20 protein-coding genes are annotated in these 19,617 nt (G+C 42.7%); 2 read left to right on the top strand and 18 right to left on the bottom strand.

From position 1 onward, the window contains the following. Window positions 1–134: 134 nt before the first annotated feature. Window positions 135–506 carry a YppE family protein gene (locus HFA01_RS10840; protein ID WP_146816155.1) on the bottom strand — a complete coding sequence of 124 codons (372 nt, stop codon included), beginning with the start codon at window positions 504–506 and terminating at the stop codon, window positions 135–137. Between the two features lie 55 nt (window positions 507–561). Continuing rightward, window positions 562–828, bottom strand: coding sequence for a hypothetical protein (locus HFA01_RS10835; RefSeq protein WP_146816112.1), 267 nt, complete (start codon window positions 826–828; stop codon window positions 562–564). Window positions 829–1,417: 589 nt separating this feature from the next. Here HFA01_RS10835 and recU point away from each other — a divergent pair. Continuing rightward, entirely contained in the window at window positions 1,418–2,008 is a 591-nt protein-coding gene (gene recU / locus HFA01_RS10830; RefSeq protein ID WP_146816110.1) for a Holliday junction resolvase RecU, read from the top strand. 16 nt (window positions 2,009–2,024) lie between these two features. After that, window positions 2,025–4,643, top strand: coding sequence for a penicillin-binding protein 1A (locus HFA01_RS10825; protein WP_146816108.1), 2,619 nt, complete (start codon window positions 2,025–2,027; stop codon window positions 4,641–4,643). A gap of 39 nt (window positions 4,644–4,682) precedes the next feature. Here the strand turns inward: HFA01_RS10825 and nth are convergent, their stop codons facing one another. From nth to HFA01_RS10745, 16 genes are all read right to left on the bottom strand, one after another. Then, entirely contained in the window at window positions 4,683–5,342 is a 660-nt protein-coding gene (gene nth, locus HFA01_RS10820; protein ID WP_146816106.1) for an endonuclease III, read from the bottom strand. Between the two features lie 8 nt (window positions 5,343–5,350). Continuing rightward, a complete protein-coding gene (locus HFA01_RS10815) occupies window positions 5,351–6,046 on the bottom strand; it encodes a DnaD domain-containing protein (RefSeq protein WP_146816104.1) in 696 nt (231 codons plus the stop codon). 91 nt (window positions 6,047–6,137) lie between these two features. Then, entirely contained in the window at window positions 6,138–7,430 is a 1,293-nt protein-coding gene (asnS, locus tag HFA01_RS10810) for an asparagine--tRNA ligase (RefSeq protein ID WP_146816102.1), read from the bottom strand. Between the two features lie 18 nt (window positions 7,431–7,448). Continuing rightward, window positions 7,449–8,633: a pyridoxal phosphate-dependent aminotransferase gene (locus tag HFA01_RS10805; protein ID WP_146816100.1), complete on the bottom strand. Its 1,185-nt coding sequence runs from the start codon at window positions 8,631–8,633 to the stop codon at window positions 7,449–7,451. Window positions 8,634–8,648: 15 nt separating this feature from the next. Further along, the gene (locus HFA01_RS10800) at window positions 8,649–9,176 is read right to left on the bottom strand and encodes a cell wall elongation regulator TseB-like domain-containing protein (protein ID WP_167506223.1); all 528 of its coding nucleotides are present in this window, start codon (window positions 9,174–9,176) and stop codon (window positions 8,649–8,651) included. Beyond that, on the bottom strand, window positions 9,139–9,309 hold the full coding sequence (locus tag HFA01_RS10795; protein ID WP_146816098.1) for a YpmA family protein: 171 nt from the start codon (window positions 9,307–9,309) through the stop codon (window positions 9,139–9,141). Before HFA01_RS10795 ends, HFA01_RS10800 begins: the two co-directional genes overlap by 38 nt. 71 nt (window positions 9,310–9,380) lie before the next feature. Beyond that, window positions 9,381–12,182, bottom strand: a complete 2,802-nt coding sequence (gene dinG, locus HFA01_RS10790) for an ATP-dependent DNA helicase DinG (protein WP_146816096.1) — start codon at window positions 12,180–12,182, stop codon at window positions 9,381–9,383. An 83-nt stretch (window positions 12,183–12,265) separates the two neighbouring features. Continuing rightward, complete coding sequence (gene panD / locus HFA01_RS10785; RefSeq protein WP_146816094.1) at window positions 12,266–12,655, bottom strand: aspartate 1-decarboxylase; 390 nt, start codon at window positions 12,653–12,655, stop codon at window positions 12,266–12,268. 21 nt (window positions 12,656–12,676) lie between these two features. Next, window positions 12,677–13,543, bottom strand: coding sequence for a pantoate--beta-alanine ligase (panC, locus tag HFA01_RS10780; protein WP_146816092.1), 867 nt, complete (start codon window positions 13,541–13,543; stop codon window positions 12,677–12,679). An 8-nt stretch (window positions 13,544–13,551) separates the two neighbouring features. Further along, window positions 13,552–14,373: a 3-methyl-2-oxobutanoate hydroxymethyltransferase gene (gene panB, locus HFA01_RS10775; RefSeq protein WP_146816090.1), complete on the bottom strand. Its 822-nt coding sequence runs from the start codon at window positions 14,371–14,373 to the stop codon at window positions 13,552–13,554. Further along, the gene (locus HFA01_RS10770) at window positions 14,366–15,358 is read right to left on the bottom strand and encodes a biotin--[acetyl-CoA-carboxylase] ligase (protein WP_146816088.1); all 993 of its coding nucleotides are present in this window, start codon (window positions 15,356–15,358) and stop codon (window positions 14,366–14,368) included. Before HFA01_RS10770 ends, panB begins: the two co-directional genes overlap by 8 nt. Next, window positions 15,334–16,536 (bottom strand): CCA tRNA nucleotidyltransferase, encoded by a 1,203-nt coding sequence (locus HFA01_RS10765; RefSeq protein ID WP_146816086.1) that lies wholly within the window; start codon window positions 16,534–16,536, stop codon window positions 15,334–15,336. The genes HFA01_RS10770 and HFA01_RS10765 overlap by 25 nt, the downstream gene beginning before the upstream one ends. Beyond that, window positions 16,529–17,656: an N-acetyl-alpha-D-glucosaminyl L-malate synthase BshA gene (gene bshA / locus HFA01_RS10760; RefSeq protein ID WP_371860329.1), complete on the bottom strand. Its 1,128-nt coding sequence runs from the start codon at window positions 17,654–17,656 to the stop codon at window positions 16,529–16,531. Before bshA ends, HFA01_RS10765 begins: the two co-directional genes overlap by 8 nt. 15 nt (window positions 17,657–17,671) lie before the next feature. Further along, window positions 17,672–18,076, bottom strand: a complete 405-nt coding sequence (mgsA, locus tag HFA01_RS10755; protein WP_146816082.1) for a methylglyoxal synthase — start codon at window positions 18,074–18,076, stop codon at window positions 17,672–17,674. A 16-nt stretch (window positions 18,077–18,092) separates the two neighbouring features. Beyond that, on the bottom strand, window positions 18,093–18,893 hold the full coding sequence (gene dapB, locus HFA01_RS10750) for a 4-hydroxy-tetrahydrodipicolinate reductase (RefSeq protein WP_146816080.1): 801 nt from the start codon (window positions 18,891–18,893) through the stop codon (window positions 18,093–18,095). Then, window positions 18,886–19,227, bottom strand: coding sequence for a nucleotide pyrophosphohydrolase (locus HFA01_RS10745; protein ID WP_146816078.1), 342 nt, complete (start codon window positions 19,225–19,227; stop codon window positions 18,886–18,888). Before HFA01_RS10745 ends, dapB begins: the two co-directional genes overlap by 8 nt. Window positions 19,228–19,617: the final 390 nt, after the last annotated feature.

The raw sequence follows: 19,617 nt of genomic DNA, 5'->3' as shown, positions 1-19,617 counted from the left end.
ATCATGAGGTCAACGGGTTCGAGTGGGTTTACCGGTCCCTTCAATAAGCGAGGTGTATCCCAAAAGCCATGTGTAGCCAACTACAGTGTGGCAGAATCTTCTACTACATTCCTTTCAAATGAAAAAAGCTCCCGTTATAGGGAGCTTTTTTCATTTTGTTCTAGATCGTCAAGGACCATATCCAAAACATAATGGGAAGACTGATATAATTCTTTGAACCTTTTTCGATGCACATCCAGATAATAACTATGAAGGATGATCATTTCAATATTTTCATGTGTTGATTTCACTTGATTAGGGTGCACATTCGTCTTCCGGTCTTTAACGAAAGCCTCCGCTTCCTTTACCCATTCATTAGTCAATCGGAACATCGGATCCGTTTCCTTTTTGACCTGATTAAAAAAGTCATAGCTTTTTTTATCTACAGGACCTTCCGTATTTAAAAAGCGTTGATGACGTTCATCAATTAGACGCTTCAATTTATTTGTATCGGCTTTTAAACTCATAACATCCACACCTTTCCTCCTTCATAATAGCATGAGGGAACAAAGGGTATCAAAATCAACCGACAGAACGACGTCGGGCTTGTTGAGCAACTTTCTCCATATATTCATACCGGCGTTCTTTTTTCATCTTCCTCAATTCATCTCGAAGCCCAAACACTTCATTCTTCAATTCATCGATTTCTTTACGGTGGGAGACGGCCATATTAAACACGATTTCATCTGCTTTGATGGACAACCTGCGCTCAAGTAAGGAGAATTTCTCCTGTAAGTGCGAAAGCTGCTCCTCAAATTCATACGGTGTGATGACACTATTTTTCTTCATACACTACTCCCCCTTTTATTGGTGTTATACAAATTCTTTATTGCATGCATAACTCCTCCACGGATGACAAGACTAGAACTAAAGCAACAAAACAAGTCAAACCAGACTTTAATCTTCGACATAAAAGGAGAAAATCATATGGCTAAGAAAAAAGACCAGAAAAATAAGAAACCGACACCGGCAAAAACGGACAATCCTAAATTATCTGGTGAGAACCGCCCTTCTACGTGATTGGACAGAAGCTGTTGCTATTTTTTATAGCAGCAGCTTTTTTTATAAACTGTTTATAAACGTTTATATGCCGAATTTTTATTCATTTCCTTCCATTGCATCCATTCGTTCATAAAGGAAGCCATCCACTTTCAACGAGAGTCAAAAAACAGCGTTCATTATCGAAAGAGTATGATTAGGGTTTTGGATGGAATATGGAAGGGAAAACAATCCTGGCGGTTTTGTTATTTGTGTCAATCGTGTGAACAGGTGAAACTTTCCTGCCTTTTATACGTCTAAATAAAATGAGTCGCATGTATATATTCTTGGACACGAAAATTTGGTATGATACTCTCATGGCTATAGGGAGGGATTGGTTGTGAATTATCCCAATGGGAGACGTAGTTCCAAGACGAATTTAGCTCCAAAAGGAAAAACGAAACCGGATTTTAGTAATAGGGGAATGTCACTGGAAGAAGACATTAATGTAACGAACGAGTATTACTTACAGGCAGGGGTTGCGGTAGTCCATAAAAAGCCAACGCCTGTTCAAATTGTACAAGTAGATTACCCAAAAAGGAGCGCCGCTGTGATTAAAGAGGCGTATTTCAAACAAGCCTCTACGACAGACTTCAATGGAGTTTATCGTGGAAAATACATTGATTTTGAGGCAAAGGAAACAAAAAATAAAACTTCTTTTCCACTGAGTAATGTTCACCAACACCAGATTGACCATATGAGAGCTGTTCAAGCTCACGGTGGAATCAGCTTTATGATCATAAAGTTCACACCTTTAGATGAGACGTACCTCCTTCCGACAGCATCGATTTTTTCGTTCTGGGAAAATCAGTGGCACGGCGGGAGGAAATCGATTCCTTATGCCCACATCGCTAAAGAAGGAATCAAAATCCCTTTTCATTATCAGGCCAGGGTTCATTATGCCACGGCCATCGATAAGCTTTATTTCTGAAATGGAGGAAATGTAAATGGCCAATGATAGCCAGTCACGTACAGCAAGAAGAAAACAGATGAAATCATCGAAAAAAGGCAAAAGCACATCAAAATTCAAAAGAATTTTCATGACCCTCTTAACCATCGGAGTCGTTCTGATGTTAGGGGTTGGAGCATTATTTGCATATTATGTCGCTACGGCTCCAAGTTTAGATGAATCGAAATTATCCGATCCATTCTCTTCCAAGGTTTATGACCAAAACGGAGACTTGTATGCTGATTTAGCCGGAGACGAGCGACGGACGAAAATCACGTACAACGACATCCCTCCCGTTCTTGAAGACGCTGTATTAGCGACTGAAGATGTACGCTTCTTCGATCATATCGGAATTGATTTCCGAAGAATTGGAGGAGCCGTACTTGCCAACATTACTGGCGGGTTCGGTGCTGAAGGAGCAAGTACAATAACTCAGCAAGTCGTCAAAGAATCATTTTTAACTAAAGATAAAACCATAAAACGTAAGGTGCAAGAACAGTACATGGCTATCAAATTAGATCAGGAATATTCAAAAGAAAAGATCTTAGAAATGTACTTGAACAAAATTTACTATGGTGCTGGGGCTTACGGAGTTGCTGAAGCTGCAGAAACTTATTTTGGCAAAAAAGACCTCAGTGAGCTTACATTACCTGAAGCCGCTTTATTGGCAGGTCTCCCACAAAGACCAAGTGGCTACATGCCGTTTGAAAATCCGGATTTAGCAAAGGATCGAATGAACACGGTGCTTAGCTTGATGGTACAACACGGAAAAATTACAGAAGCAGAAGCTGAAGAAGCACGCAAAGTGAAGGTCGAAGACATGTTGATTGAAAGACAGCCTGAAAAAGAAGCACCATTCCAGGCGTTCCTTGATGAAGTGGAACGCGAGATCAAAGAGAAAATGGATGGCTCAGATATCTATAAAGACGGGTTAAAAATTTATACAACTTTAGATCCTAAAGCGCAGGAACAAGTTCAACAGCTCTTAAGCAATGAGGGGCCTACCCCATGGCCAGATGAAAAATTAATGGCTGGTGTTGCTGTCACAGATACTCAGACAGGTGCCATTCGAGCAATTGGCGGAGGCCGGAACTACCAAAAAGGTCAGTTCAATACGGCCACTCAAATTAACCGTCAACCAGGTTCAACATTCAAACCGATCACTGCCTATGGTCCGGCCATTCAATATAATAAAATGTCCACTTATCACCAAATTAAAGATGAGCCTTACGAGGTTAATGGTAAATCAGTCAATAACTTTGATAACAACTTCAGAGGCTGGGTATCCGCTAGATACGCGCTTAGTCGATCCTTGAACATTCCAGCACTGAAAACGATCAATGAAGTTGGATTGGATAAAGCGCAGAAATTCGCAGAGGGATTAGGTTTTACTTTCCGAGACGACACCATTTATCAAATGGATGCCATCGGCGGAGGTTCCGGAACGAATCCCAAAGAAATGGCTGCCGCTTACGCTGCCTTTGGTAATGGAGGCGTATATAATGAACCACATACGGTTACCAAAGTCGAAGTTCCTGGAGAAGGAACCATTGAACTTACGCCAGAGCCAACGTCTGCCATGAACAGCTACACGGCCTTCATGATTTCGAATATGCTGCAAACCACTATGAGCGAAGGTACCGGAACAGCTGCCAACGTACCTGGTGTACCTGATGCAGGAAAAACCGGAACGACGAACCGTGGGGATTATGCATCGGACTCCTGGTTTAATGGTTACACGACGAACTATTCCATTTCCATTTGGTCAGGTTACGATGGGGAAGATCCGATGTCCCAGGCGGCGAAAGATATACCAAAACAGATTTACAAGCCGTTGATGACTCAGCTATCGCAAGGAATCGAAACAGCTGACTTTACTAAACCGGATTCCGTTGCATGGGTAGATGTCGAGAAAGGTTCCAGACCTGCACGTTTACCTAGTGAATATACACCATCGGACCGCATTGTTACGGAATTATTCCACGTAGACAATCAGCCATCTAAAGTATCAGAAACGTATCAGAAATTGGATCCCGTCCAATCTCTGGCTGGACAATTCAATGAAGAAACGTCCAGTATTGATCTTTCTTGGTCTTACGGGAATACAGATAACATCAGTTTCCGTATTGCTGCCTCCATTGATGGTGGAGAAATGAGAGAATTGACAACAACGAAAGAAACAAGAGTCGAGATTACGAACGTTGACCCAGGCGCTTCCTACGAATTTGCTGTAGTCGTTGTTAGTGATGACGACAATACAGCAAATAGTGACCCTGCTACCGTCACGGTTCAAGCCCCGGGTTCTCTTGAACAGGAAAATCCTGAAGAATCCGAAGACGGAGAAAATCAGGAAGATCAAGAAGAGGACACGGAAGGTGAAGGGCCTCCTGAAGAGAATAATGAAGGAGACGGAGAAGGAAATAACAACGGAAACAATAATGGAGAAGGTCAAGGGAATGGTCAAGGCAATGGCCAAGATGATGGATCCGGCAATAATGATGACAGTGAAAGCGATGACCAAAACCAAAGTGATGATTCTGGTTCAGACGGGAACGGTGGTTCTGACGAAGAACAACCTCCCGCTGAGGAGGACCAGGAACAGCAAGATGCAGCTTAACCAAAAATACCCTCTCGAAATAAATTCGAGAGGGTATTTTCATTGTGATTTCTCTTTCTTTTTCATTCGTTTTTGCCCTTCCCTACATAAAAATAACAAAGGACACTCTTCACAATTCGGGCGCTGGGCTTTACAGTGATAGCGTCCGAAAAATATCATTCGGTGATGGGTTACACTCCACTCTTCCACCGGGATTTTTCTCATTAATGTCTTTTCGACTTCCAAGACAGAGTCTTTCCACCTACAAAAAGCTAGACGTTTGGAAACACGCTCCACGTGTGTATCCACCGCAATAGCAGGTTCATCAAAAGCGACGGAAGCTACGACGTTGGCCGTTTTCCTCCCTACTCCCGCTAAGCTCTCCAGCTCTTTTTTTGTCGGGGGGACTTCCCCATTAAACTTTTCAACAAGGGTTTCGGAAAGCTTTTTTATATTCTTTGCCTTGTTCCTATATAAACCAATCCGTTTGATGTCATTCTGGAGCTCTTCTAATGGAACAGCGATATAGTCCTCAGGCTTTTTATATTTCTCAAAAAGTTGAGGAGTCACTTTGTTTACTAACGCATCAGTCGCCTGAGCTGACAGAACGACAGCAACGAGGAGTTCAAAAGGATTGCTGTGCGTTAATTCACACTCGGCTTCAGGGAACATTTCTTCAAACGTATCTAGACAATGACGGATTTGCTGTTTATTCAACATCGTGTGTTTTAAGAATCCTCCTCCAACCAGTTATAGTAAAGGGAGATATCACGCTTCTTATTCTCCTGCTTTTGTGTTTTAGGTCCTTGTTGTCCTTGCCGGAACTGTTTGCCCTGTTCACGGGCTTGTTCCACCGTTTTGACACCTTTACGCTTCCATTCCCTTAGGATCCGGTCAATGTACTTGAAGTTCAGTTTGCTCATTAATACTGCTTCTCTTAACGCAGCCTTGATCAATGCTGGAGATTGCTCTTCCTCATCAAGCCATATATTGATGGTCTCAATTTCAAATGGAGACAAGGGTCTCCCGAATTCCTGTTCAAACAGTGGAAAAATATTTTCATCATAAGATCTGTCACTCGTTTGAGGCTTCGGTGATACGGCAAAAATTTTTTCCCATAATGGTTCTAATGAATAATATTCATTAAGGACTCGATGCTCATTTTGATTTTGCTCAATGGTCATCATCCTTTTTTGGATCAAGCTCCTAAGTACTTGTGAGCATTCCTGGGACGTTATGGTTAGATGAGTCGCCAGTTGTTCAGGTGTCGGAAATCCATTCCCTTCTGTGCGAAAACGGTGGATTTGTAAGAGAACGACCAGTTCCGTTTCATTCAATTTTAATTGATGAAAATTTTCCAGTAGTTTCGTTGGAACGACCATTTGGTTATCCATGATGTTCTGAAAGCTTTGGTATTTAGCCAAATCAATCCCTCCATTCTTAATCTTCATGGAATGAAAAACACCGATACGCCGCGGCGTTAAATCGGTGTTCGTTCATCTGCATGATTAGTAATCACGGGTACAGTCGATTCAATAGACGAGGGAATGGGATCGTCTCACGTACGTGCTCGACTCCTGAGATCCAAGCAACGGTACGTTCAAGTCCTAGTCCAAAGCCGGAGTGTGGGACACTTCCGTATTCACGTAATTGCAAATACCATTTGTACGCATCTCCAGTGAGATCATGTTCTTCATATCTCTGCTGCATTAACTCCAGATCATCAATTCGTTGCGACCCACCGATGATTTCACCATATCCTTCAGGAGCAATTAAGTCTGCACATAAAACTACTTCAGGGCGCTCTGGATCCGGCTTCATATAGAACGCTTTAATATCAGCAGGATAATTGGTAATGAAAACTGGTTTATCATAACTTTCTGCAATCGCTGTTTCATGCGGAGCTCCAAAATCTTCTCCCCATTCAATATCATCAAACCCTTTATCTTTCAAAAGTTGGATGGCATCGTCATAACTAATGCGTGGGAATGGAGCCTGTATTTTTTCAAGTTTCTCTGTGTCTCGTCCGAGTGCATCAAGTTCGATCTTACAGTTCTTAAGCACCGATTGAACAACATGAGAAACATACTGTTCCTGGACTTGTAGACTATCTTCATGGTCCATGAAGGCCATTTCAGGCTCAATCATCCAAAACTCAATCAAGTGGCGGCGGGTTTTTGATTTCTCAGCACGGAAGGTCGGTCCGAAACTGAATACTCGACCGAAAGCCATTGCAGCAGCTTCCATGTAAAGTTGACCACTTTGAGACAAGTAAGCATCTTCATCAAAGTATTTCGTATGGAAAAGTTCTGTTGTTCCTTCTGCTGAAGATCCTGTAAGAATAGGAGGATCAATTTTGACGTATCCATTGTCATTAAAGAATTCGTAAGTGGAGCGAATGATTTCGTTTCTTACTTTCATGACAGCGTGTTGACGCTTCGAACGTAACCATAAATGGCGGTGATCCATTAGGAACTCTGGACCGTGTTCTTTTGGAGTGATCGGATAATCGACCGCTTCATGAATCACTTCAAAATCTTTCACTTGCATTTCGTACCCAAGTGGAGAACGCGTATCTTCCACGATCACACCTGTTACATAAAGGGAAGACTCCTGCGTTAAAGCTTTAGCATCTTGAAATTTTTCTTCTCCGATTTCTGCTTTAACGACGATCCCTTGCATAAAACCTGTTCCATCACGAAGTTGAAGGAACGCAATCTTACCACTGGAGCGTTTGTTGCTAAGCCAAGCTCCTAACGTTACTTCTTCCCCTACATATTTTGATACTTCAGATATAGTTGTTTTCACACTAAAACCTCCAAAAGCTTAAGATTGATGTTTGTTTACAAAACGTTCGATTCGATCAGCTGCTTTTTCGAGCTGATCCAAGGATGTTGCGTAGGACAGGCGCACATTATCCGGGCTTCCAAACCCTGAACCTGGGACAAGGGCTACTTTTTCTTCATCTAATAAAGCTTTCACCCATGCATCGACATCCTCAAAGCCTCCGTGCTCAACCGCTTCTTTCACGTTCGGGAAAAGGTAAAAAGCGCCGGACGGTTTCGCACAATGCACACCAGGAATTTGAACCAGTCGCTTGTGAAGGACATCCAAACGTTCTTTAAATGCCTCTTTCATTTCGTCTACTTTCTCTTCAGAAGCCGTATAAGCAGCGAGTGCTGCGTACTGGGCAATGGTGGTCGGATTTGATGTCGAATGAGAAGCCATATTGGACATCGCTTTAATAACGGTTTTATTTCCCGCAGCGAAACCGATTCTCCAACCTGTCATCGAATGAGATTTGGAAACCCCATTAATAATGATCGTCTGATCATACAGTTCTTTAGACAGCTGAGCAACTGAAACATGTTTTTCATCTGTATAGATCAATTTTTCATAGATTTCATCTGACACGATCAGGATGTCATGCTCAAGGCAAACTTCTCCGAGAGCCTTTAATTCTGATTCCGAATACATCATACCTGTCGGGTTACTTGGGGAATTAATGATAACAGCTTTTGTTTTAGGTGTTATCGCTTCTTTCAGTTGCTGTGGTGTCAGTTTAAAATCATTGGATTCATCAGCTGAAACAATCACGGGCTTACCTTCAGCGAGCTTAATCTGTTCTGGATAACTGACCCAGTACGGAGCCGGAACAATCACTTCATCTCCCTCGTTCAGAAGGACCTGGAACAGAGTGAACAAAGCATGCTTCGCACCTGTAGTAACAATGATTTGCTCATTTGTGTAGGTTAAACCTTGATCACGCTTCAGTTTTGCTGTAATGCTGTTTTTCAGCTCAGGAACTCCACCAGCTGGTGTATATTTCGTCATTCCTTCATCCATCGCGCGTTTAGCGGCATCCAAGATATACGACGGAGTATTGAAGTCAGGCTCTCCTGCTCCCAATCCAATCACATCATGGCCTTCAGCCTTCAATGCTTTCGCTTTGGCTGTGATTGCCAGTGTTGTTGATGGTGTTAAAGCTTTCACTCGTTGTGCTAATTCCATAAACGTTCACTCCTTTTACTCATTCTGTCTGAAAGCAAAACGCTGATCAAACGCTTCACCCTGCAATGTGAAATAATCCAATACATAACGGTTCTGATCATCGATATAGGTCAATTGAAAGACCGGTTCATCTTCCTCAAAACCATATTGAATATCTTTGAAAGTACAACTTGAGCATGTGTTCTCCCACCGGGAGCGCATATCCTCCAAACTAAGCGCTACTTCTCCAGAAACCTCATCAAGGATCTTATTTCCCTTTATGTCTATGAATAAAATGGATGCTTCTTTGGACTCGTTCATTCCTTGGACGATATGGAACTCTCTTTTACCATGGTATGTAGATACATGGTCAATCGTAGTAAGGTCGCCTTGATCTTTCGCAATCGCCTCTGCTTCAGGATGACCTGCTTTGCGGTCCTGGTTCACATCTATATATACCCATAGGAAAAGGACAAAAGCCAAAATAAAGAGGGTTCCTGCTATCGCCAGGCTCCACTTCAACCAACTAGGTACGGTAAATGGTGAAGACTGCGGTCTCAGCATCGTCATCATCCAGTGCCAACCCAAACATCAGATTATCTTCTTTAAGTGTGCGGTTCAATGTATCGACAATTTTATAAAGATCGTTAGACTTTTGGATCCGGACTGTCGATAATGTTTCAATCTTATTTTCCATCGTTAAAAAACCTCCATTGTGCGGGGTCCGCTTATTATTATAACAGGTACGTCCAGTCCCATGCGCTGGAGTCAGAGCCACTTATCGATCTTATTGATCAATTGGCGGGTGGACTCATAAGAAACAGGAACTTCTGGCAAGGAATTCAAGAAATATTTACCATATCGAGCCTCCATCAACCGCTGATCGCAAATAAAGACGATTCCTCGATCGGAGCTGCTTCTGATCAACCTTCCAAAACCTTGCTTGAATCGAATAATGGCATGAGGAAGGGATTTTTCCATAAAGGAATTTTTTCCTTCTTTTTGCATTCGCTCATTCCTAATCGATTGGATAGGCTGATCTGGTGGTTGAAAAGGTAAACGGACCATCATCAAACAGGAAAGGTCCTCTCCGGGGATGTCCACCCCTTCCCAGAAAGAACTCGTCCCAAGAAGAATAGCCTGATCAAACGCTTGAAAGTTTTTTTTCAGACGATCTCTGCTTCCACTGGAAACACCTTGTGCAAAAACCATGAACTCTTCTGGGTCAATAAACTCTTTTAAAAGTGAGTAGGTTTGACGAAGCATTTCATAGGAAGTAAATAAAACGAGCATTCTTCCTTTTGTCACTTCTGCAACAGAATAAATCGCTTCACTGAGTGCTTCAATAAAAGCGTCAGGCTCACTTTTTATATTTGGAAAATCATTTGGAACCATAAGTTGGACCTGCTCCTTAAACTGATAAGGAGACGGAATCGCAGCTTCCATTGTGTTGGCAAGGCCTTTCATACCCAAGGATTTGCGAATGTAATCGAAAGAACCATCTGTGGTTAAGGTGGCACTCGTTAAAATAGCACTGCTCTTCCTTTTAAAGAGTCGTTGTTCAAGCAGGTGAGCGACATCATACGGTTCACTGAATAAGTAGATCGCGTTAACGGCACCTTCTCCTTCAATTTCCACCCATTTCACTTCTTCTTCTCTCGTAAAATCAAAGTAATGAATGAGCTGGGAGCGAATTTGGTGGCAGACATCGATTTGATTGTTCAATCGTGAGAGCAGGATCGGGATACTGTAGTCCTCTTTAACGGCAAGCTGCATTCTCAACTGTTCTTCCATTCTTCCCATATGGACAATCAACTTTTTAATCATAGCCAAGAAACGATGGGACATTTCTTTAGCTGTGTCAATGAATGCCGGCATTTCTCCGGGCTTCAAAAGAAGCTGGGTACGACCAATATCACTTTTCCCTTTTCCTAACCGCTTCTGCTTTTTGACGCTTTGATAAATATACCGTGAAAGGTGGCTCAGCTCTTCCTTCGCCTCATCAATGGATTGTTGACCTTTGATTAGATTGGTGTAAAAGTCTTCCTGCAAAGACCATTCCTTATAAAGACTCTTATGGAGGATCTCTCCGAATTGGGTCAAATACCGTTGAAGTTCACGATAATTCATTCGCACACCAAAGTACCGACTAGCTACAGCTTCCAAATGATGAGCTTCATCAATAATCACATGCTCATAATCCGGCAACGCCGATTCCTCTTTCATTATATCCATACACAGAAGGGCATGATTGGTAATGACAAGGTCTGCTTGAGCCGCTTTCTCTTGAGCCCACTGGTAAAAACTATCATCCGTAAAACCAAGTCTGACGGTTTTGCTTGATTGTTCCGATGATACTTTATGCCAAAACTGTCTTCCATTTGAAGGAAGTTGAATTTCATCAACATCACCTGTACGTGTTTTTGTCAACCAAACGAGGATCATAGCCTTTGTCAGTGCAATATCGTAGTTATCCTGGTACGATCTTTCAAGTTCATAGTGAAAGTGTATCAAACTAATGTAATGAGCTTTTCCTTTATAAAGCACAGCTTTAATCGGACGGGGAAACATCCGTTCAACTTTTGGTATTTCTTCCTCTAGCAATTGTTTCTGAAGACTTGTTGTGTGAGTGGATATGACGACACGTCTACCACTTTGCATAGCTTGGAAAGCAGCGGATAGTAGATAAGCGACTGACTTACCCGTTCCAGCACCTGCCTCTATGATCGCGTGCTTATTTTCTTCTAGAGCTCGTTTGACACTTGAAGTCATTTCCTGCTGCCCTTTTCGGACTTCATAATCAGGAAGCAGGCTTTCGAGGCCATTTTCTCCCTCAAACACTTGCGTTTTCCATGTGTCGAACGCTGGAAGTTGAACGGTTTTAGATTCACGCTCGTGCACTTGCTTACGGACGGCAATCCCGTGCTTCAGCATCACATCAGATTCAGGGTTCGTGCCATAACGTTTTTCCTCTAAATATTTGAGAAAGAACTCCCTGAAATCACTTTTCAATTTCCCTTCGATCTTTAGCAAATGGTGAATGGTACGTTCCGGGAGACGCTGAAGTTCTTTCAACAAATAAAGAAGAAGATCGGCGGTCACCTGAGCATCTGACAATGCCCGGTGTGGTCGATCATGCCCCATCTCCAGACGTTCTGCCAGCTGCCCTAATTTAAAAGTAGGAGAAGTCGGCATCAAAATGCGTGCGAACTCAACGGTATCAATGATCGGATTATGTAATGGTTGATAACCGCATCGGGTCAATTCATCATTTAAAAATCCAAGATCGAATTCGATATTATGCGCCACGATGAAAGCATGTTGAAACAGAGGATAAACATCCTCGACGATTTCAGAGAAGAGCGGTGCATCTAAAACATCGTCATTTTCAATTCCAGTTAATGATCGTATAAATGGAGGAATATCTTTTTCAGGATAAACAAGAGAAGAAAACTCTTCCACGATTGTCCCATTTTCCTCCATAACAACCACACCGATTTCTATGATTCGATCACCTTTTGATGCCGCATTTCCTGTTGTCTCTAAATCCACAATTGCAAATCTCTTCATGTTCATCCCTACTTTCACAACAAAAAGGAAGGACCTTGCCTAAGACCGTGGCATAGATCCTTTCTTCACTCGCTAGTCATTTCTTATAATGGCAATGCTTGTAAAGGTGGTTCTTCCTCGATGATTTGCTCGACCTTGTTGTTCTCATCCATGAGAGCGATCTTTGGGCGGAACTCTTCCAGCTCTTCCTCATCAAGCATCGCATAGGAAACAATAATGACAATGTCATCCGGCTGCACACGGCGGGCAGCTGCACCATTCAGGCAGATGACCCCACTTCCACGTTCACCAGCAATCACGTAGGTCTCAAGCCGTTCGCCATTATTGTTGTTCACAATCTGCACTTTTTCATGGGGAAGTATACCGACTTGATCAAGCAAATCCTGATCGATTGTCACACTCCCCACATAGTTCAAATTCGCTTCCGTTACGCGTGCACGGTGTATTTTTGCTTTCATCATTGTACGTAACATATGAAATGGCCTCCTTGAAGATCACCCATAGATGATATGTCCTTCTTGATCGAAAACGACATTATCAATCAACCTCACATTGTCATAGAATACAGCCGCAGCGAGAATCACAGGACGATCAATCTTCTCTATAAATTCTAACTCAGGGTAAGATAATAATTCAATATAATCTATCTTACCACGAGTTTTATCTTCAAGAAACTTCTCTGTGGCCTCAGCAATCAATTCTTTTGACTTCTGCCCTTCCAAAACAAGTTTCCTGCCATACTGCAGCGCTTCCTGTATAAAAGGAGCCTCTTTTCGTTCTTCAATGGAAAGACGGACGTTTCTACTACTTTTCGCAAGACCGTCTCCTTCACGTACCGTAGGGACAGGGATGAGGTTAACAGGCATATTATAGTCTTTGATTAAGGCATCCACGACAGCTACTTGTTGTGCGTCTTTCATTCCGAAGTAAACATTGTCAGGCCTCGTGATATTGAAAAGTTTCGTGAGGACAGTAACAACACCATCAAAATGCCCTGGACGACTCTTTCCGCATAAAACATTCGTCCGTTTGGTAACCGTCATATTCACGGATAATGACTGTGGATACATTGTTTCATTTGTCGGAAGAAAAACAAGGTCAACGCCGTTTTCTTCTGCTGCTTTACGATCATGTTCCTCATCACGAGGATATGTATCCAAATCTTCTCCTTCCCCAAACTGAAGCGGGTTTACAAAAATACTGAGAATAACTTTGTCATTTTCCTTCTTCGCTTCCTGAATAAGGCGGATATGGCCTTCATGAAGATATCCCATCGTAGGAACGAATCCAATGGTCTCCCCATTCTTCCTCCATTCGGAAATGCATGTGTTCACAAGATCAATTTCTCTTAGTACTTTCATTTATCTCCTTACTCCTCTGGCAATTCATTAAGGTTCATAGTAAATGTATGGGATTCTTCCGGAAAAACTTTCATCTTTACTTCTTTCACATAAGATTGTACCGCTTCTCCTAAAAGATGGTTGCTATCGATATAAGGTTTTACAAACTTCGGTAATCGATCAACCCCGTACTTTAAGATATCGTGGTAGACGAGGACCTGACCATCGCACTCTGCCCCGGCACCGATTCCAATGGTGGGGATGGATAGCCGGTTTGTAATCTTTTCTGCTAACTGTCTGGGCACACATTCAAGGACGAGCGCCATTGCCCCGGCCGCTTCGATTTCAAGCGCTTCTTCAATCAGTCGTTCTGCGGATTGCTGGTCTTTTCCCTGAACCTTATAGCCTCCAAGAACATTGACGGATTGAGGAGTTAGACCTATATGTCCAACCACAGGAATTCCGGCATGAACCAGCTTTTTAATTACTTCAGAGACCTCTCCACTTCCTTCAAGCTTTAATGCTTGGGCTCCTGTTTCCTGATAAAGTCTTCGAGCATTCTTTAACGTGTCCTCTGTGGATATGTGATAGGACATGAAGGGCATGTCAATGACTTTGAAGGTGTCAGGGGCACCACGGTAAACCGCCTTCCCATGGTGAATCATATCATCCATAGTCACCGGAATCGTTGAGTCATAACCAAGCACCGTCATTCCCAAGCTGTCGCCGATCAGAATCATGTCGACATCCGCTTCTTCTGACATTTTCGCTGATGGGTAATCATAACTTGTGATCATGACAATTTTTTCTTCGTCATGCTTCATACGCAGGAACTGTGCCTTATTACGCATGATATCCTCCCTCTCCCCAATGAATTTCCGCTGAATACAGTTTCTCTTCCTCTCCGTCTTTGCTTCTTGCACGCAAAGCGCCATCAGGCTCAATCCCTATGAGAGTCGCCTGCCAGGTTTTTCTCATGGTAGAGATCGTCACCTCTTCGCCGATTTTGTAACCGAAGTGTTCCCATTCTTGTTTTACGGATGCAAACCCACGGGATTCAAACCGTTCATAGGTTTCTTCAAAAAGACGCAAGATGTGTTGGACCGTTTGTTGAATATTCCAATGCTCACCGGATTCGACTTGAAGGGAAGATGCTTTATATTTGATATCTTCGGGTATTTCACGATCTTCTTGGTTAACGTTCATTCCCATACCGAGCACAATATATTGAATTGTATCCTGCTCTGCTTGCATTTCTGTAAGAATGCCTGACACTTTCTTGTGATTGATCAATAGATCATTCGGCCATTTGATTTGCGGAACCAACGAAGACCTTTCTGCAACCATCCTTGCTAATACAGTCGCTGCCAGGAGGGTGATTTGAGGTGCTTGCACTGGAGGTAGATTCGGGCGTAAGAGGACACTCATCCATATCCCCTTACCTTTCGGTGAATCCCAATTTCTAGACATTCGTCCTTTCCCTTTCACTTGCTCATCTGCAATGACCACTGTTCCATGAGGTTTTCCCTGCTTGGCAAGCTGATGCACAATTTCCTGGGTCGATTCTACCTGGTCGTAATGATACAACTCATGGCCAATCCATTTTGTATCTAATCCCCATCTGAGCGTGTTCTCACTAATTTTATCGGGGGAAGACAAAATTTTATACCCTTTACGTTGAACGGCTTCTATTTCATATCCGTCTTTTTTTAATTCATTCATGTGTTTCCAAACGGCTGTCCTGGATATTCCTAATTGGTCAGAAAGTTCCTGGCCTGAAATATGACCATCTATGTTATTCAGTAACTCGATTAGTTGCTTGCGGGTGGATTCCATCCCCTCACCCACTCCTTTATTTTTTCATAATCATTTTCTATTTCCCCTGTGACCACACAGTGTTCAATCGTGTCCATCCACTCTGAGATCCAAGGACCTTTCGGTAGATGTGTGTACAATTGCAGAAGATCTCTAGCCTGGAAAGACAGCTCTTTTTTGTTTTGAATAGGAAGCTGATCTTTCATATCAGTCAAAGCCTTGTCCAAATTCATGTCTCCTTCATCGAGGGCAGAAAATAATCTAGAGAATGACGGGAACAGTTCATTATCTAACTGATAAACTAGCCATGATGTCACATTCTTCTTTCTTTCATAGATTTTATAAGCGTGCAACAACTGTACGGTTTTCTTCTTTGTATCCTTTGAGAGTTTCCATGACTTCATGAAATTCTCTGGAGATAGCTGTGGATACTGCACAGCATAAAAAGCAATAATTTCGTGCCACCCGAAGAGAGGTGAATACGGAACATTTCTGTTTATGTCCAAATCTTTAAGAATGGGCAAATGATTCTTTAAACCTGTTGATTGGAGAAGCTGCAATCCTAAAGCATAATCCGAGCCTCCGAAAATTTTCTCCATTTCCACTGCAATCCTTTCAATGGAAATGTGTTGAAGTAATGGAGACAAGTGATTCAGGGCTTCTTCGGTCCTCTTTTCAATCTTAAATGAAAGTTGACTGGCAAACCTGACCGCTCTCATCATTCGCAATGGATCTTCGTGAAAACGTTCAGACGGCTCACCAACAGCTTCAATCTTCTTATTCCGAATGGCATCATGTCCGTGGTAAGGATCAATAAGCCTACCGTCCCTGCTCATGGCGATTGCATTGGTCGTAAAGTCTCTTCGAGCAAGATCAAGCGTGATATCCTGTACGAATGTCACCTCATCTGGGTGGCGATAATCTTCATAGCCTTCTTCCACCCGATACGTTGTCACTTCGTAAGAAACAGAACGATGGCGCACGATTACCGTCCCGTGTTCGATTCCTACAGGGATAACTTTATCAAAAATTTCCTGAATCCGCTCAGGCGTTTCCGATGTCGCAATATCGATGTCATTGACCGGCCTGCCGCTTAAATAGTCACGCACAGCCCCACCGACGATATAGGCTTCTCCACCCGCTTCTTCAATCTTTTGGATCACTTCAAAAGCATGTTCAAATACTTCGTGACTACTCATAGTTCAAGACCTGTTCATATAAAGTTTCATACTGTCTAAGGATTGTATTCGTTGCAAATTTGTCATGGACGACTCTTTTCGACTGTTCAGCCATCGTTTGATGCAGATCCTTATCCTCTAATAACTTTGTAGCGAAGTAAGAGATCTGTTCGACATTTCCAAGTTCTGCGATAAAACCGGTTTCCCCATGATCAATGACCTCTGGAATTCCTCCGATATTTGTTCCGATACAAGGGACACCACAAGCCATAGCTTCAAGGAGGACAAGTCCAAAACTCTCTTTTTCAGATAACAATAATTTTAAATCTGAAATGGAAAGCAGTTCACTTACATTTTCCTGCTTTCCTAAAAAGAGGACACGGTCTTCTAAACCCAGCTGTTGGACAAGTTGATGGCATTCTGAATATTCCGGACCATCTCCGACAAGCAGCAGCTTCGCAGGCATTTGCTCTGCCACAGCTGCAAAGGTTTTGATGACATCGGTCACTCTTTTCACTCTTCGAAAGTTAGATATATGGATGAGTACCGCATCTTCCTCCTGAATCCCATAATGTTCTTTCAGACGTTGATCTTCTCTTCGATAATACTCCCGTTCATCTACAAAGTTATAGATGACGTCAATAGACCGGTCTGTATGTAACATCTCTTTCGTCTGGTCCACAAGACTTTGCGATACAGCTGTAACTCTGTCTGACTGTTCAATTCCAAACCGGATCATTTGTTTAAGGCTTGAATCAATACCCAGGACGGTAATATCTGTACCGTGAAGGGTCGTAATGATTTTTACGTCACGATCACACATTTGCTTGGCTAAAATCGCACAAATGGCATGCGGCATCGCATAATGGACATGAAGAATATCCAATTCCTCTCTATTGATTACATCGGCCATCTTCGCTGCTAGAGCTAAGTCATAAGGAGGATGCTGGAAGACTGGATAGTTGCTGACTTCCACTTCATGATAATAAATATTTGGATATACTCGGTTCAGACGAAAGGGCACTTGAGAGGCAACGAAATGGATCTCATGTCCTTTCTCTGCCAGCAATTTCCCGAGCTCTGTAGCAATGACACCTGATCCCCCTACGGTGGGGTAACAAGTGATACCTATTTTAGCCATAATCGATCACTCCTGTTATCTGTTCATTTCAATGATGCCTTTCCAATCAAAGTCTTCATGATCCAAAGCTTGAATCATGATATCTGCCATCGCTTGGTTAGTCGCTACCGGAATTTGATGAACATCACATAACCTCAGCAAGGCACTAATATCTGGTTCATGAGGTTGTGCTGTTAGCGGATCACGGAAAAAGACAACCATATGCATCTCTTCACTTGCTATTTTTGCTCCGATTTGTTGATCCCCACCGAGCGGACCGGATTGAAACCTCGTCACCTTCAAATCTGCTTCGTCTGCAATCCTCATCCCTGTTGTACCTGTAGCAAACAATTCGTGCTTCGATAAGATGGAATGATATTTTTTTGAAAAACGAATGATGTCTTCTTTCTTTTTATCGTGTGCAATCAATGCAATATTCATGGTAAACCTCTCCTTGTTAGTCAAGTATGTGTTCAAGACCATATACGAGGACGTCAAGTTCCATCACACGCTCGGCAGCAAGTTTCACACCGCTCATGAATGATTCACGATGAATGGAGTCATGTTTTACGGTCAAGGTCTCCCCATGCCCGCCGAAGATAACTTCCTGGTGAGCCACAAGACCTGGAAGTCTCATACTGTGAATTCTCATTCCATCAACATCAGCCCCACGAGCACCCTCAAGCGTCTCTGTTTCTGATTCATGTCCTTGTTTGTGAGGATCGCGCACCTCTTTAATTAATTCAGCAGTTTTAAGTGCGGTCCCTGAAGGAGCATCAAGCTTTTGGTCATGGTGCTTTTCAATGATTTCCACGTCTGGGAAATGCTTAGCGGCCCATTTTGAAAATTGCATCATGAGAACAGCCCCAATCGCGAAATTAGGGGCAATGATTGTCCCGATCCCTCTTTCGGATGCGAGATTCGTTAACTCGGTTAGTTCCTCTTCTGAGAATCCTGTTGTGCCAACGACAGGTCTGACTCCGTTTTCAATAGCTAGCTTTGTGTGTTTGTATCCATTCTCAGGTGTTGTCAAATCAATGAGAACATCAGCTTCCACTTCACTGAGACATTGTGCAGCATCCGTATAAATGAACGCTTCCATATCAGGAAAGCCATCCAGTTCTTTCACAGCCATTCCTTCGTGCTTCCGATCTATACAAGCCACAAGTGAGAGAGTGGACTGATTATGAATCATTTTTAATGCTTCTTTGCCCATTTTACCACGCGGGCCTGCGACAATCACTTTAATATTACTCACCTTTCATTCCTCCTTCTTTCCGTGTCCAGCGATCTTTATCCCTCGTCTCAATTTTGCTCATGGATTGTTCAAAAGCATTAGAGAGGTCGATGTCCAGTGAATTTGCAAAACATGTAAGTACGAAAATAACATCGCCAAGCTCCTCTTCAAGAGCTTTATCTTCTTCTGTACTCTTTTTTGGTTTCTCCCCATACCGGTGGTTTATTTCTCTTGCCATCTCTCCGACTTCTTCTGTCAAGCGCGCCTGGAGGCTGAGAGGAGAAAAGTAACCTTCCTTGAATTGTGATATGTAATCATCCACTCTTTTTTGGATATCTTTTGTCGTATAGTTCATGCTAAACCCTCGCTTCTTTAAGGACTCTCTCTAAATGTTAGCCAAAAGGCCGCCATTTGACAAATTTTTTAGTTTGAGCCTGTAAATATTTTATTATATAGAAGCTTTCTTTACTTGAAGACTTAGTTTCGAGATCACAGTTGTTTGTCTGCCATATTAGTAGTCAGAGGTGCTTGGGAGGCTACTCGCTTACCTGTGGGGGTGCGCCGAGCTTCTTTGGACTGCGTCCTGTGGGTTCTCGCCTATCTCCTTCACCCACAGGAGTCTCGCATCTTTCCAATCACCCCATTCCGAGAGGGAGTGACTGCCAAGCTCCCGTCCTATGAAGGTACCAAACGCTCTATATCAAGCTTTTACGATCTGAATGCCCGCTTGGGAGAATAAGTATTA

It is taken from the genome of Halobacillus faecis (assembly GCF_007991335.1).
Taxonomy (GTDB): Bacteria; Bacillota; Bacilli; order Bacillales; family Halobacillaceae; genus Halobacillus; species Halobacillus faecis.
The sequence above is the reverse complement of the archived record's forward strand: the minus strand, read 5'-3'. Positions and strand labels throughout refer to the sequence as shown.

Bases quoted from the DNA above. Each gene is read 5' to 3' on its own strand.
- HFA01_RS10840 (WP_146816155.1), bottom strand. From the start codon at position 506: ATGAGTTTAAAAGCCGATACAAATAAATTGAAGCGTCTAATTGATGAA.
- HFA01_RS10800 (WP_167506223.1), bottom strand. From the start codon at position 9,176: ATGCTGAGACCGCAGTCTTCACCATTTACCGTACCTAGTTGGTTGAAG.
- HFA01_RS10835 (WP_146816112.1), bottom strand. From the start codon at position 828: ATGAAGAAAAATAGTGTCATCACACCGTATGAATTTGAGGAGCAGCTT.
- panB (WP_146816090.1), bottom strand. From the start codon at position 14,373: ATGCGTAATAAGGCACAGTTCCTGCGTATGAAGCATGACGAAGAAAAA.
- HFA01_RS10745 (WP_146816078.1), bottom strand. From the start codon at position 19,227: ATGAACTATACGACAAAAGATATCCAAAAAAGAGTGGATGATTACATA.
- HFA01_RS10795 (WP_146816098.1), bottom strand. From the start codon at position 9,309: ATGGAAAATAAGATTGAAACATTATCGACAGTCCGGATCCAAAAGTCT.
- bshA (WP_371860329.1), bottom strand. From the start codon at position 17,656: ATGGCTAAAATAGGTATCACTTGTTACCCCACCGTAGGGGGATCAGGT.
- HFA01_RS10765 (WP_146816086.1), bottom strand. From the start codon at position 16,536: ATGAGTAGTCACGAAGTATTTGAACATGCTTTTGAAGTGATCCAAAAG.
- HFA01_RS10770 (WP_146816088.1), bottom strand. From the start codon at position 15,358: ATGGAATCCACCCGCAAGCAACTAATCGAGTTACTGAATAACATAGAT.
- panD (WP_146816094.1), bottom strand. From the start codon at position 12,655: ATGTTACGTACAATGATGAAAGCAAAAATACACCGTGCACGCGTAACG.
- HFA01_RS10805 (WP_146816100.1), bottom strand. From the start codon at position 8,633: ATGGAATTAGCACAACGAGTGAAAGCTTTAACACCATCAACAACACTG.
- dinG (WP_146816096.1), bottom strand. From the start codon at position 12,182: ATGAAGAGATTTGCAATTGTGGATTTAGAGACAACAGGAAATGCGGCA.
- HFA01_RS10825 (WP_146816108.1), top strand. From the start codon at position 2,025: ATGGCCAATGATAGCCAGTCACGTACAGCAAGAAGAAAACAGATGAAA.
- panC (WP_146816092.1), bottom strand. From the start codon at position 13,543: ATGAAAGTACTAAGAGAAATTGATCTTGTGAACACATGCATTTCCGAA.
- nth (WP_146816106.1), bottom strand. From the start codon at position 5,342: ATGTTGAATAAACAGCAAATCCGTCATTGTCTAGATACGTTTGAAGAA.
- mgsA (WP_146816082.1), bottom strand. From the start codon at position 18,076: ATGAATATTGCATTGATTGCACACGATAAAAAGAAAGAAGACATCATT.